Genomic DNA, 13,060 nt, shown 5'->3' on the forward strand with positions numbered 1-13,060 from the left:
GGCCGGGCTAGAGGTGCCGCTCGATGTACCGGTTCACCCGCGAGACGCGCTCCGCGTCGAACGTCCAGAGGCCGCGCCAGACGCGGGGCTCCGTCTCGACCGCGAGGAGCCCGACGCCCCCCTCGATCCCCCGCACGAGGTCGCTTCTCGGGTCGCTCTCGGCCGGGTGCGGTCCCTCCGGAGGGCGGTACACCACGAACCAGCTGTCGGTGAAGTCCGGGTCGTCCCCGGCGTGGACGACCGCGTCGAGGTCCGTCGGGAGCTCGTCGGGGACGCCGTAGAGGTGCGTGTCGACGCCGGTGTCGGAGACGCGCTCGTACACCTCGCGCGTGCCGACCTCGTCGTCGATTCGCGAGAGCCGCTGGAACGACGAGCGCAGGGTGCCGTCGCCGGCGGTCCACGCCGCCCGCTCGATGAACCGCGAGATGGTGATCAGGAGCAGCTTCTGCCGGTTCGACTCGGGATACCCTCGAAGCGTGAACGTCGCGTCGTCGAGGCCGCTTATCACCGACGGGAGATCGACGTCCCCCAGCGGCCGGCTCCCGGTGACGTACAGGTCGGAGTTGACGAACAGCACGGCGTCACCGAGCTCGCCGAGCGTCGAGCCGGCGACCACCTCGTCGCCCTCCATGAGCAGCACGAGGTTCTCGATGTCGTCGGGGTCGTCCCCGTCGAACGGGACGTTGTCGTGGCGGCGGAGCACGTTGACGTCGATCGACGGGGCGGGTTCGTCGCCGTCGACGACGCCGCTCGTCGTCAGCTCCCGGGCGGTCAGTCCCCCCCGTCGCTCGGGGCCGGCGACCCCGGCGCCGTCGGTCGCGGGCCGCTCGGCGTCGCCCGTCGTCATCCGGCCGTCGACCACCCGCACTGCGTCGTCGCCGAACGTGTCCACGAGCATGTTCAAAACCGGGTCCGGGTCGGTTCGGTTGACGGTGACCACGGACCGCTCGGGGCCGTCGAAGCGATCGAGAAACTGTTCGAGTGTCACGTACCCCGACTGAGCGATTTCGCCCCATAAGGATTCGCGCGCAGTTATCGGGGTTGAGAACGAACGGTGCCGACGACGGGACTGACCACGCCCGCGGGCAGCGCCCGTAGCCGTTCGGGGCCGGCGACCCCGATCGGCGGACCGGTGCCGCTACGCGCCGAGCGTGTCCGCCAGCAGCTGAAGCGGGTGTTCGATCTCGTAGCCGGTGCCGTGTTCCATCTGCATCGCGCAGGTCGGGCACTCCGTCATGCCCACGTCGCCCTCCGCGTCCTCCATGTGATCGAACATCTCCGCGCCGATCTCCATCGACTTCTCGTACTTCTCCTCCTTCCAGCCGTACGTGCCGGAGATGCCCGAACAGGAGTCGCCGACGTCCTCCATCGTCACGCCGTCGACGTCGCGGAACGTCTCGACCGCCTGCCGGGAGAGCCCCTGATTGCGGGCGTGACACGGCGCGTGGTACGCGAACGCGCGCTCGTCGTCGAGCCCGCCGGCCGCGTCGAGTTCGCCCTCGAGGTCCTCGTGGATCCGGAGGTACTCCAGCGCCTCGAAGGTATGCTCGGCCACGTCCTCGATCCCGTGGAGGTCGAACAGCTCGGGGTACTCCTGGCGCAGCGACATCGAACAGGAGGTACAGGACGCGATCACGTCGGCGCCCTCCCCGATGGCCTCGACGAGGTTCTCGACGTTCGTCTCCGCGTGGCGCCGGGCGTCCTTCAGCATCCCGTTCGCGAACATCGGGGTGCCAGAGCACTTCTGGGGCGGCACCATCACCTCGTAGCCGAAGTGCTCGTACACGCGGACCATGGCCTTCCCGACCTCGGGGGTGTTGTAGTTGGAGTAGCAGCCGTGGAAGTACGCCACGCGCTTGTCGGGGTTCTCCACCTGCGCGCCGCCGCGCGCCTTCCACCACTCGCGGAACGTCTCCGTGGCGAACTCGGGGAAGTCGCGCTCCTTGGGGATCCCCATCACCTTCTCCATCGCCCACCGCGCGGGCCCGAAGTTCATCGCGAACGACGCCGTCCGCGGGAACATGCTGGCGAGGCTCGCGGACGTGCGGTAGTTGGCCAATATCCGGTTCCGGACGTACTCCACCGAGAGCTTCTCCATCTGCCGCTCGACGAACTGCCCGCGGGCCTCGTTGTGCATCTGCGAGAGCGGCACCGAGGAGGGGCAGGCGTCGTCGCAGCGCATGCAGTTCGAACAGGAGGTGATCGACTCGTCGATGTCGTGGTCCCCCTTCCGCTTGAGCCGCCACTGCTCCGGCCCCTGGAACTTCGGCCCCGGGAACTCGTCGTCGACCTCCGCCACCGGACAGGAGGTGTCGCAGCTCGTGCACTTGTAACAGGAGTCGGCCCCCTCGCGGAGGTCGAGGTCGCCGCCGGGGAACACGTCGACGGGGTCGTACGCGTCGGGGTCGAGCTCGGTCGAGTCGGTCCCGCCCGGCGCGCTCTCCGCCCCGCCCGAGGCGCTCTCGACGCCGCCGTCGGTGGCGGCGCGGTCGCTCGCGCCGCGACCGCCGCCCGCCTCGCCCTCGGCCACCTCCCCCTCGTCGGGGACGAATATCGACGGCTGCTCGTCGCGCCCCGCCTCGGGGACGCCCGGACTCGGGCTCCCGCAGCCGCAGTCCCCGCATCCCGCGCGCTCGCGGGCCGCGTCGCGCCCGCCGCTCGGTCCGTTCGTCCCGTTCGAGTCCTCAGCGTCCCCGTCGTCCTCCGTGTGTCGTGTCATTGGCTCGCCTCCGTCGCCGCCCGCCGCCCGGCCACGAGGCCGGTCGCGAGCGACACCCCGCTCGCGGACTTCTCCCGCGCCGCGTCCGCGCCGCCGACGACGCCGCCGGCCGCGAACACGTTCTCGTACTGTACCTCGCCGTCGGCGTCCGTGGGCCGACACCGCTCGTCGGGCCGGACCCCGAACCGGGCGTACGGCTGATCGCCGAACGCGTCGTCGACGAACCACTCGTACCGGTCGTCGGGCTGGTCGACGTACAGGTCGAAGACCGGCTCGCGGACGCCCTCGCGGTCGGAGTCGAGCCCCTTGCCGACCAGCCCGCCGGTCGCCAGCACGAACGCGTCCGCGCCGTACGGCGCCGTCCGCCCCTTCCGGTCGACCGCGACCGATTCCACCCGGCCGTCGCTCGCGGACTCGACGCCGACCACGGGGTTGCCGGTCTCGAACCGGACGCCCTCGGCGTCGAGCGCGTCGAACAGCCGGTCCTCTAAGCGGAGGCCCGGAAGGCTCGGCGGCCCCATCGGAATCTCGAACACGTCGGCGCCGAGCCGGTCCGCGAGCTCCGCGCGGACCTCGTCGCCCTCGTCGTCGCCGAGGAACGCCGGGAAGCCGACGCGCTCGACGCGGTCGACCCCGCCCTCCTCGTCGACGACGTCGTGGAGGTGCGGCGCGACCGCCTTCGCCAGCGCCTCGCGCGCCGGTACGCCGTCGATGGCCTCGTCGTGGTCGAGCGCCTTCGCGAGCCGGGTGATCTTCGCGTCGGCGCGGAACGCCTCCGCGAACTCGACCTCGGTCCCCGCGGCGTCGAACGGGACGCCCGCGGCCTCCAGCCGGCCCGCGAAGGCGCGCGCGTCGTACTCGGTGAGCGACCGGAACCCGACGATCAGCATCGGCCGGTCGTCGCTGGCCAGCCCGGCCTCCGCGGCCGCCGGGTACCGCGCCGTCGGCTTCACCGCGCCGCCGAACGTCGGAACGAGGGCGTTGCGCTCGGTGTGGCCCCCGCGGTACGCGTCGCCCGCGAGGTCGTCGAACAGGTCGAGCCCCTCGCGGAGCGCGTCGCTCCCCACGATCCGGTAGGGATGGCTCTCGGGGAGTCGGTCGATTCCCTCGAACGGGTCCGCGAGCGGTCCCTCCGGGTCCGGCCACTCGTCGCGGTCGAGTTCGCGCCCCGCGGTCGGCGGCCCGTCGCGGAGCGGCTTGGCGGGTTCGGTCGCCGGGACGTAGCCGAGCGCGTCGATCAGCCCGGACGCTTGCCGCAGCGTGCTCGCCTTGTGGGAGACGAGCCGCACGTCCGCGCCCTCGCGGGCGGCCGACACCGCGGCCGTGACCGCGGCGAGCCCGCCGCCGACCACGAGGACGTCGCTGTTAATCGCCATCAGCGACCTCCGCCGTCGGTGGTCGCGTCGCCGTTTGCGCGCCCACCGTTAGTGGTCGCGTCGCCGTTTGCGCGCCCACCGTTAGTGGTCGCGTCGCCGTTTGCGCGCCCACCGTCGGCCGCCGCGGTCCCCGTTTCTCCGCTCGAACCGTCGGCGCCGGGCGAGCCGGCGTCGGCGCCCGCGTCGAACGCGCCGAATTCGACTTCCTCGTCCAGGCTCGCGGGGTCGCCGTCGCGGTTCATCGTCGTCGCGTGGAGCATGTGGTTCAACATCGCCTGCGAGAGCTGCTCGCCCCACAGCGCGTGGCGCTGGCCCTTCCAGCGCTCCTGGTACAGCTCGTCCTCGGCGTCGCGGACGACGGGCTCGGGGTACTCCTCGGCGAGCTCCGCGGCGATCCGGTGGGTACAGAAGCCGCCCTGACAGTTCCCCATCGAGGCGCGGGTCCGCAGCCGGGCCGCGTTGAGGTCGGAGCCGGCCTCGCCGATCGCGTCCTGGACCTCCGCGCGCGTCACGCTCTCGCAGTTACAGACGATCGGGTTCGGGTCGTACTCGTCGAGCACGTCGTCGGCCCGGGACCCGAGCCGCTGGCCCGAGCGCCGCGCGACCGGCGAGCGCAGCCCGAACTCGTCCATCAGCTCCGCCATGCGCGCCTCGCTCTCCGAGCCCGGCAGCGGCGCCTCCGCGGTGTCGCAGGTCGCCTCGTGGCCGAGCGTCTCGCAGACGTGGTCGGAGATGGACTCGGCCATCATCCGGTAGGTGGTGAGCTTCCCGCCGACGATGGTGGTCATTCCCGGCAGGTCGTCGCGGTCGCCGTGGTCGAGCAGGAAGTAGTCGCGCGTGATGTCCGTCGGGTCCTCCGTGCCCGTCCCCGGGGGCTCGTAGAGGGGCCGGACGCCCCAGAACGAGCGGAGCGTCCGCGCGTCCTCGAGCGCGGGCACGAGCTCCGAGAGGGTCTCGATCATCAGGTCCACCTCCCACTCCTCTTCGGGGTAGTCCTCGGGGTCGTCGACCTCCTCGTCGGTCGTGCCGAGGATACAGGCGGTCTCGTGGGGGACGATGATGTCGGCGTCGCCCTTCGGCCGGCAGCGGTTGACCACGGTGTCGACCTGCCGGGTGTTCATCACCGTCATCACGCCCTTCGAGGGACGGACCTCCACGTCGACGCCCGCCATCTCGCCGACGTTGCCCGCCCACGCGCCGGTCGCGTTCACGACGTGGCGCGCGCGGATCTCCTCGGTCGTCCCCGGCTCGCGGTGGACCCGCTTGCCGGGGCCGGTCTCGTGTTCGACCTCGACGCCGACGACCGCGCCGTCCTCGACGAGCACGTCGGTCACCGGCGCGTGCGTCTCGATCCGCGCGCCGTGCTCGCGGGCGTCGGCGGCGTTGGAGACGCAGAGCCGGAAGGGGTCGACCGCGCCGTCGGGCAAGGCGATCGCCTTCTCGACGTCTCGCGCGAGGTACGGCTCGCGGCGCCGCGCCTCCTCGCCGTCGATCACCTCGACGGGGATGTCACACGCCTTACACCCCTCCAGCTTCTCCTGGAAGTACTCCTCGGAGTCCTCGGGTCGCTTGACGAACATTCCGCCCGTCTCCTCGACGCAGTGCGCCGCGATGTCGCGGAGGACGCGGTTCTCCTCGATACACTCCTTCGCGCTCTTCTGATCCGAGACCGCGTAGCGGCCCCCGCTGTGGAGGAGCCCGTGCATCCGTCCGGTCGTGCCGTGCGTCAGGTTCCCCTTCTCGACGAGGACCGCGTCGAGCCCGCGCCGCGCCAGGTCCCTGACGACGCCGCACCCCGTCGACCCCCCACCGACGACGACGACGTCCACTTGTCTGTCCATGGGAGGTCCTTGGACCCCGACCACTTTACTTTACCTCCCGGCGCACTTCGATCATAACTATCAGGGACGTTCAAGTAGTGTAATCGCTGCCAATGCCGGTGTGTTTATATACTACACTTTTTCACTCACGCCGATATCCGGATTTTAACAGGAAGATTATTATGGTAGTACATTATGTTCACGATTGGCGTGGTAGCTTCCGTGAAGATATGTCGGGACGGCGTCGATACGCCTCTCGGCCGCCCCGAGTCGGCTCCGGACGGGCCTGGCTCGGCGGACGCGAAATGCGGCAGCGAACGCGGCGCCGAGGTCGCGCTCGTCGTCGAGCGCGACCCGGTCACCGCCGCGCACGGACCAGCGCCACAGGAGGGATCCACAACATGACACAGTACGTCGGTGCGATAGACCAGGGGACGACCGGGACCCGATTCATGGTGTTCGACCATGCGGGGCAGGTCGTCGCGAACGCTTACGAACAGCACGAACAGATCTACCCGAACCCGGGCTGGGTCGAACACGACCCGATCGAGATCTGGGAGAACACCCAGCAGGTCGTCCTCGACGGCCTCGCGGACGCCGGCCTCGACGCCGACCAGCTCGAGGCGATCGGCATCACGAACCAGCGCGAGACGACGATCGTGTGGGACAAAGACTCCGGGAAGCCGGTCCACAACGCTCTCGTGTGGCAGGACCGCCGGACGACCGACCGGGTCGAGGAGCTTCAGGAAGCGGACAGAGTCGAGGACATCCGCGAGAAGACCGGCCTCGAGGCCGACGCGTACTTCTCCGCGACCAAGACCGAGTGGATTCTCGACAACGCCGAGCCGCTCAAGATGCAGAGCTCGCGCGGCGGCGACCTCCGCGACCGCGCCCGCGAGGGCGAACTCGTGATGGGGACGATCGACGCGTGGCTCATCTACAACCTCACGGGCAACCATATCACGGATGTCACCAACGCCTCCCGGACGATGCTGTACAACATCCGGGAGATGGAGTGGGACGACGAGCTCTTAGCGGAGTTCGACGTACCGAAGGAGATGGTGCCCGAGGTGCGCCCCTCCTCCGACGAGGACTACTACGGCCACACCGACCCCGACGGCTTCCTCGGCGAGGAGGTCCCGGTCGCCGGCGCCTTGGGCGACCAGCAGGCCGCGCTGTTCGGGCAGACCTGCTTCGACGAGGGGGACGCGAAGAACACCTACGGCACCGGCTCGTTCTACCTGATGAACACCGGGACCGACGCCGTCGAGTCCGACCACGGACTGCTGACGACGATCGGGTTCCAGATGTCCGGCGAGCCCGTCCAGTACGCGCTTGAGGGCTCCATCTTCATCACCGGTGCCGCCATCGAGTGGCTCGAAGACGTCGACCTCATCAACAACGCGGCACAGACCGCGGAGCTCGCGCGCTCGGTCGACTCGACCGACGGCGTCTACATGGTCCCGGCGTTCACCGGGCTCGGCGCCCCGCACTGGGACGGTCGCGCCCGCGGCACCATCGTCGGGATGACCCGCGGGACGAGCAAGGAGCACATCGTGCGGGCGACGCTCGAGTCGATCGCCTACCAGACCCGCGACATCGCCGAGGCCATGGAGGCCGACTCCGGCGTGGAGACCACGACGCTCCGCGTCGACGGCGGCGCGGTGAAGAACAACTTCCTCTGTCAGCTCCAGTCCGACATCATCCAGACCGAGATCGCGCGACCGGAGGTCGACGAGACGACCGCGCTCGGCTCGGCGTACGCCGCCGGCCTCGCCGTCGGCTACTGGGACAACGTCGACGAGCTGCGCGACAACTGGCAGGTCGACCGCGAGTTCACGCCCGAGAAGTCGCAGGGCGAGGTCGACAAGCTGTACGGCCGCTGGGACGACGCGGTCGAGCGCTCGAAGAACTGGGCGATCGACGAGGAGGACGAGTAAATGAACGAACTGCTGCTTCAGGTCCCGGTCCTCGGGATCGAGGTCAAGCTGTTCGTCATGCTGCTCATCACCGCGCTCGCCGGCGGCGCGTTCGGGGCCGCGATCGGCGCGCTCCCGGCGTTCATTTTCACCGGGTTCGTCGTCTTCCTCGGTGAGGGTATCGGCATCCTTCAGCGACAGATCGGCGCGGTCGAAGGCATCCCCGCGGGCGAGCTCGCCGCGGGCATCACCGGCGTCATCGGGTTCGGTGCCATAACCGGCCCACACATCGTGTTCGCGGGCGGCGTGGCCGCCTCGGCGTACGCGGGCAAGAAGTACCCCGACATGAACCCCGCGGACGGCGGGTACCACTTCGGGAAGGACATCACGTATGCGTTCGGCACGAAGCCTGACATCCTCGCCGTGGGCGCGATATTCGGCGTCGTCGGGATGCTGTTCACGCGGGTCGCCAACGGCGTCTTCATCAACGTCTTGGGGATGACGCCGCCGACCGACTTCATCGCGGTGTCCGTCTTCGCGACCGCGTTCCTCGCGCGGCCCGTATTCGGCTACCCGATCGTCGGGAGGCCGGCCGGCAAGGGCCTGCTCGACATGTCGCCGTTCGAGCGCGGCGACATGCACCCGCAGGCCGACGGCGGCGCCGAGGAACACGCCGGCCGGCCCGCGACCGAGCCGTGGCTCCCCCACCAGTACAAGTGGTCGGGCGTCGCCGCGATCGGTCTCGTCGGCGGGATCTTGGGCGGGTACATCTACCTCCAGACGGGGAGCATCTTCCTCGGCTACGCGATCTCGGCGATCAGCCTGCTGTTCCTGAACCTCGGCGTCGAGAAGATTCCGGTGACGCACCACATCACGCTGCTCGGGTCCGTCGGCGCCGTGGTCGCGGTGGGCGCGTTCGGCGACACCAGCGCGGTGACGCCGCTGGCGTCGGTGGGCGCGGTCGGCGCCGTCGTCGCGCTGCTCGCCGCCGGGGCGCTCGGCGCGCTCAGCGGCCTCGTCGGCGAGGTCACCCAGCGGCTGTTCTACTCGCACTCCGGGACCCACGTGGACCCCCCGGCGATGGCGATCGCGCTCACGATGCTCGTGATCGCGGTCCTCTCGATCCTCGGCGTCCTGCCGAACGCCGGGTACCTCTGAGCCCGCTCGCGGGAGCCGACGCGGCGTCGGCCTCTCGCGGCGGTCGAGAACGGCTCCGCCCGAGAAACACTTCCGACCAAGTCGCCGGACACCAATGAGACCAGACCGGACACGCGACCGCCGACGAGACCGATCCCCGAGCGACCGCCGTCGCCGGGTCGACGCAGCCACCGCTTTCGGCCGCGACGGCGGTCGCGACGAGGACACCGCGGTCGACACCGATCGCGGCGGCGACACCGCGGCCGACACCGATCGCGACGGCGGCGCCGGTCGTCGCCGCGACCGGCTTCGTATCGCCGCCGCTTCGTACCTGTTTTGTTCGGGAACCCCGGAGGGACGCCCGTGAACATCGACGACCGGATCGAGCGACGGCTCGGCTACGACACCGGCATGAGCGTTCTCGCCGACTTCGAGGCCGTCTCACCGGTCAGGCACGTCGACTCACCGATCGGTCGCGGTCCGGCGATAGAGCGACTGCTAGACGTGTTCGCGCCCGCATTCAACGGATCGCTCCCCCCGAGCGTCTACGTGTACGGTCCGAAGGGGAGCGGGAAGTCGGCGGTCGTCTCCGCGCTGTTCGACCGACTCGCGAGCCACAGCGGGCCGCGGCGGGCGATCCAGACGACGACGCGGGCGGTCGAGCCGACGATCCCCGGGTTCGTCTACGTCGACGCCCGACAGGCGTCAACCCGCTTCCGGCTGTACCACGCGATGCTGAACGCGATGAGCGACGACCCCGTTCCGGACCACGGGATCGGGACCGAGGAGCTGGCCGACTCGCTGCGCGACGCGATGCGCACCGGCCCCGAACTCGTCGTCGCCGTCGACCACGCGAACGAGTCCGAGACGCCGACGGCGACGACGCTGATCGACTGGCTCACCGAGGTCGGCGAGCGACTGACGCCGGCGTGTCTCGGCCGCGACCCGCCGGACGCGATCGAATGGGAACCCGAGACGACCGTCGAGTTCGCGAAGTACCGGCGGCACGTGCTCGTCGAACTGCTGACCAGTCGGTGTTCGACCGGGCTCGGCCGCGACGCGCTCAGCCACGACCAGATCCGCGAGATCGTCGAGTGGGCCGCGGGCGACGCCCACGACGCGCTCGCCGCCGTGATGGGCGCCGCGGTCAACGCGGAGCGGGCGGGCGCGTCGACGATCCGATCCGGAGATATCGACGCCGGTATCGACGGGGTCCCGCGCCCCTGCGTCTCGCTGGGTCGCGTCCTGGCGCTCCCCGAGAGCCGGGAGCGACTCCTCTACGAACTCACCGGGCTCTCGGACGCGGAGCGGTCAACCGTCGGCGAGGCGACGGCGGCCATCGCGGCGCGCCCGGGCGTCGACCTCTCGGCGTCGACGGTGCGGCGCGCGCTCTACGAACTGGCCGACGCCGGCCTGCTCGAACGCGTCACCGTCCACCGGAGCGACGGGAAGGGGCGGCCGCCGAGCCGGCTCGTCCCGCTTTTCCCGACGGTCGTGTTCCGCGAACTGTTCGACCGGCGCGCCCGGACGGGGTAGCCTCGCAGGGCCGGCAGCGGCCCGCTCCGCCGCCGACCCCCGCCGATCGAACGGAAGACAGTTGACCCCGAGTCACCGACTGGCGGGTATGGTTCCGCCGCTCGCGCTCGATATCGACGGCACGCTGACGACGCCGACCGGTCGGATCGACCCGCGGGCCTTCGAACTGCTGCCCGCGTGGGACGCGCCGATAGTGTTCGCCACCGGGAAGGCGTTCCCGTACCCGGTCGCGCTCGCGCACTTCCTCGGGCGCGAGGAGACCGTCATCGCCGAGAACGGCGGCGTCGCCCACGTCGAGGGCGAGACGGCGATCGTCGGCGATCCGGACGCGGCGCGAGCGGTCGTCGAGGCGTTCCGCGAGCGCGGCGGCGAGGTGGGCTGGGGCGACGGCGACACCGTGAACCGGTGGCGCGAGACGGAGGTCGCGCTCTCGCCCGACGCCGACGCGGATCTCCTGCGGGAGGTCGCCGCGGCCGTCGACGACGTGGAGGTCGTCGACACCGGCTACGCCTACCACGTCAAGTCGACGGCCGTGAGCAAGGGGCGGGCGCTCGGCGTGGTCGCCGACGCGCTCGGGGTCGGCCCCGCCTCGTTCGTCGCGGTCGGCGACAGCGAGAACGACGTCTCCACGTTCGAGGTCGCCGGCGAGTCCTACGCGGTCGCCAACGCGGACGACGCGGCCCGCGGGGCCGCCGACGCGGTCCTCGACGAGGGGTTCATGGACGGGACGGTCTCTGTGCTCGACGGGCTGCGCGAGCGCGCCGAGTAGTCGCACGCGGTCGCTGGCGCGGTCCCGCCGCCGACCCGGTCACTCCCCGCCGTAGGGGTACCGCGCCGTCGCGCCGCACTCGGTACACCGGACGACCACGCGCCCGGGCCGCGTCCGGACGCGGCTCGTCTTCCCGGGCCGGAGGTAGACGGCGCAGTCGTCGCAGGCGCGCCTGGAGAGTTCGGAGGGAACGCCGCAGCGGTTCCGCTCGGCGATCCGGCGACCGCGGGCGACGTACTCGCGGGCGCGGTCGTACTCGTCGTCGACGACCGCCTCGCGGGCGAGGGCGAACAGCCGCTCGATCCGCTCCGCCGGGATGCCCATGTCACCGATGCCGGGGCGCGTCGCAAAAGGGGTTGTTATCCGTGGGAGTCAGTTCGGATCTGGGAGCCGAAGGCGCGGTCCGCGTCCCGCTGACCGGCGGAGACCGCGGGATGCCGTCAGGACTCGCGCCACTTGTGGCCGCACTCGACGCAGGTGAATAGACGGACCTCGTAGGAGCCCCCCGGCTTCGGCAGCATCTCGTAGCGGGCCCGGTCGCCGTCGCAGTCGTCCGCCGGACAGGGCTCTCGCATCGTGTCGGCGGAGCCCTCGGTCGCGTCGGCCACGGCGGGCGCCCCGTCGTCGCGCTGCGCGTCCCGCGTCGCCATCGCCGCCTCGTCCCCCGAGTCCCGGGGCTCCTCGGCGTCGCAGGAGTGGCACACCCACGCGTCGCCCTCGGCGTACATCGTCGACCCGCATTCGTCGCAGAACCGCATACGGAATCGACGTACGCCCACGGCTGATAAATACGTTAAGTTCCGAGCCGCCACGGCGGGGCCGACCCGCACGCTTTTTTATCGGTCCGATCCAATCGAGCGGTATGAAGGAATCCCTGATGGACGTGATCTGCTGTCCGCTGGATAAAGCGACTCTGGAACTCGACGTCGACGAGGCGGACGACGAGGAGGTCCTCGCCGGGACGCTCACCTGTACGGAGTGCGGCGAGACGTACCCCATCGAGGACGGGATCCCGAATCTCCTCCCCCCGGACATGCGCGAAGAGGCGGCGGCGTAGGGCACCCCGACGCAGACGGACCACGACGACGGCGGCGACACCCTCTCCGAAACCCTTGGCCGTGTGAATCTTTTTTTAGTACGGGGTCGTGGTCTCACCCGTGTCGACACTCGACGTCGAACTGAACGGGGAAGCGGTCCACGACATCGACGCCCCGGACTCGTTCGTCACCGACGGGCCGTTTCCGGTCGTGCTCGACAACAGCGGGCGCTCGACGCACGTCCACCTTCACTTCGACGACGACCTCGATCGGGTGGCCAGGGTCGAGGAGGGCAACCACTTCGTCGCCGACGAGGCCACCCGTCGCGTCCACGTCTCGACGGCCGACGTCGACGAACCGGTCCGGGGCAAACTGAAGGTCGTCACCGGCTACGGGTCGAACACGCGCTACGTCGACGTGCGGATCGACCCGTCGCCGGAGTCCTCGAACGAGTCGGTGGCCGTCGACGAGACCCTCTCCGCGCCCCCGGAGCGCGCTCCGGAGGCCCCGCGCGGCCAGCGCGCGGTGAACGCGCTCGACCGACTCGTCCAACGCGGCGGGACCGCGGGCGCGGCCCTGGGGTTGGTCGCGATCGCCGCGGGCGTCGCGCTCGCGCTCGTCGTCGACAGCCTCCTCGTCTCGGTCGCGGTGGGACTCGCCCTGATGATCGCGCTCGGCGCGGTCCTGCTCGCGGTGACGTGAGGCCCCGTCGCGGTCCGGTTCGCCTTCGGCTCGCTCCGGATCCGC

13 protein-coding genes are annotated in these 13,060 nt (G+C 70.7%); 7 read left to right on the forward strand and 6 right to left on the reverse strand.

Annotated elements, in window-relative coordinates; genetic code table 11:
* Positions 1-7: 7 nt before the first annotated feature.
* The 4 genes from EXE45_RS06500 to glpA all read right to left on the reverse strand — a co-directional run bounded on the left by EXE45_RS06500 (position 8) and on the right by glpA (position 5,936).
* The gene (locus EXE45_RS06500) at positions 8-988 is read right to left on the reverse strand and encodes a hypothetical protein (protein WP_137693856.1); all 981 of its coding nucleotides are present in this window, start codon (positions 986-988) and stop codon (positions 8-10) included.
* Positions 989-1,138: 150 nt separating this feature from the next.
* The gene (locus EXE45_RS06505) at positions 1,139-2,719 is read right to left on the reverse strand and encodes an anaerobic glycerol-3-phosphate dehydrogenase subunit C (RefSeq protein WP_137693857.1); all 1,581 of its coding nucleotides are present in this window, start codon (positions 2,717-2,719) and stop codon (positions 1,139-1,141) included.
* On the reverse strand, positions 2,716-4,095 hold the full coding sequence (gene glpB, locus EXE45_RS06510) for a glycerol-3-phosphate dehydrogenase subunit GlpB (RefSeq protein ID WP_137693858.1): 1,380 nt from the start codon (positions 4,093-4,095) through the stop codon (positions 2,716-2,718). Before glpB ends, EXE45_RS06505 begins: the two co-directional genes overlap by 4 nt.
* On the reverse strand, positions 4,095-5,936 hold the full coding sequence (gene glpA, locus EXE45_RS06515; RefSeq protein WP_137693859.1) for an anaerobic glycerol-3-phosphate dehydrogenase subunit GlpA: 1,842 nt from the start codon (positions 5,934-5,936) through the stop codon (positions 4,095-4,097). The genes glpB and glpA overlap by 1 nt, the downstream gene beginning before the upstream one ends.
* A gap of 174 nt (positions 5,937-6,110) precedes the next feature.
* On the opposite strand from glpA, the gene EXE45_RS06520 reads away from it, so the two are divergent.
* The 5 genes from EXE45_RS06520 to EXE45_RS06540 all read left to right on the forward strand — a co-directional run bounded on the left by EXE45_RS06520 (position 6,111) and on the right by EXE45_RS06540 (position 11,276).
* Positions 6,111-6,320: a hypothetical protein gene (locus EXE45_RS06520; protein WP_137693860.1), complete on the forward strand. Its 210-nt coding sequence runs from the start codon at positions 6,111-6,113 to the stop codon at positions 6,318-6,320.
* The gene (gene glpK, locus EXE45_RS06525) at positions 6,317-7,855 is read left to right on the forward strand and encodes a glycerol kinase GlpK (protein WP_092921711.1); all 1,539 of its coding nucleotides are present in this window, start codon (positions 6,317-6,319) and stop codon (positions 7,853-7,855) included. The genes EXE45_RS06520 and glpK overlap by 4 nt, the downstream gene beginning before the upstream one ends.
* The gene (locus tag EXE45_RS06530) at positions 7,856-8,992 is read left to right on the forward strand and encodes a hypothetical protein (protein ID WP_092921713.1); all 1,137 of its coding nucleotides are present in this window, start codon (positions 7,856-7,858) and stop codon (positions 8,990-8,992) included.
* 342 nt (positions 8,993-9,334) lie between these two features.
* Positions 9,335-10,507, forward strand: coding sequence for a Cdc6/Cdc18 family protein (locus EXE45_RS06535; protein ID WP_092921717.1), 1,173 nt, complete (start codon positions 9,335-9,337; stop codon positions 10,505-10,507).
* 88 nt (positions 10,508-10,595) lie between these two features.
* Positions 10,596-11,276 (forward strand): HAD-IIB family hydrolase, encoded by a 681-nt coding sequence (locus EXE45_RS06540; protein ID WP_092921719.1) that lies wholly within the window; start codon positions 10,596-10,598, stop codon positions 11,274-11,276.
* Between the two features lie 39 nt (positions 11,277-11,315).
* Here EXE45_RS06540 and EXE45_RS06545 read toward each other — a convergent pair whose 3' ends face one another.
* Together EXE45_RS06545 and EXE45_RS06550 are read right to left on the reverse strand one after the other, a co-directional pair.
* On the reverse strand, positions 11,316-11,600 hold the full coding sequence (locus tag EXE45_RS06545; protein WP_092921721.1) for a ribonuclease P protein component 4: 285 nt from the start codon (positions 11,598-11,600) through the stop codon (positions 11,316-11,318).
* Positions 11,601-11,716: 116 nt separating this feature from the next.
* Positions 11,717-12,034 (reverse strand): RPA12/RPB9/RPC11 RNA polymerase family protein, encoded by a 318-nt coding sequence (locus EXE45_RS06550; RefSeq protein ID WP_092921723.1) that lies wholly within the window; start codon positions 12,032-12,034, stop codon positions 11,717-11,719.
* 104 nt (positions 12,035-12,138) lie between these two features.
* Between EXE45_RS06550 and EXE45_RS06555 the strand changes: the two genes are divergently transcribed.
* Both EXE45_RS06555 and EXE45_RS06560 read left to right on the forward strand, forming a co-directional pair.
* Positions 12,139-12,333, forward strand: coding sequence for a methytransferase partner Trm112 (locus tag EXE45_RS06555; RefSeq protein ID WP_199233599.1), 195 nt, complete (start codon positions 12,139-12,141; stop codon positions 12,331-12,333).
* Positions 12,334-12,433: 100 nt separating this feature from the next.
* Entirely contained in the window at positions 12,434-13,015 is a 582-nt protein-coding gene (locus EXE45_RS06560) for a hypothetical protein (protein WP_174549003.1), read from the forward strand.
* Positions 13,016-13,060: the final 45 nt, after the last annotated feature.

Origin of the sequence: Halorubrum sp. SP9, from assembly GCF_005435015.1 — an archaeon.
Lineage (GTDB): Archaea > Halobacteriota > Halobacteria > Halobacteriales > Haloferacaceae > Halorubrum > Halorubrum sodomense.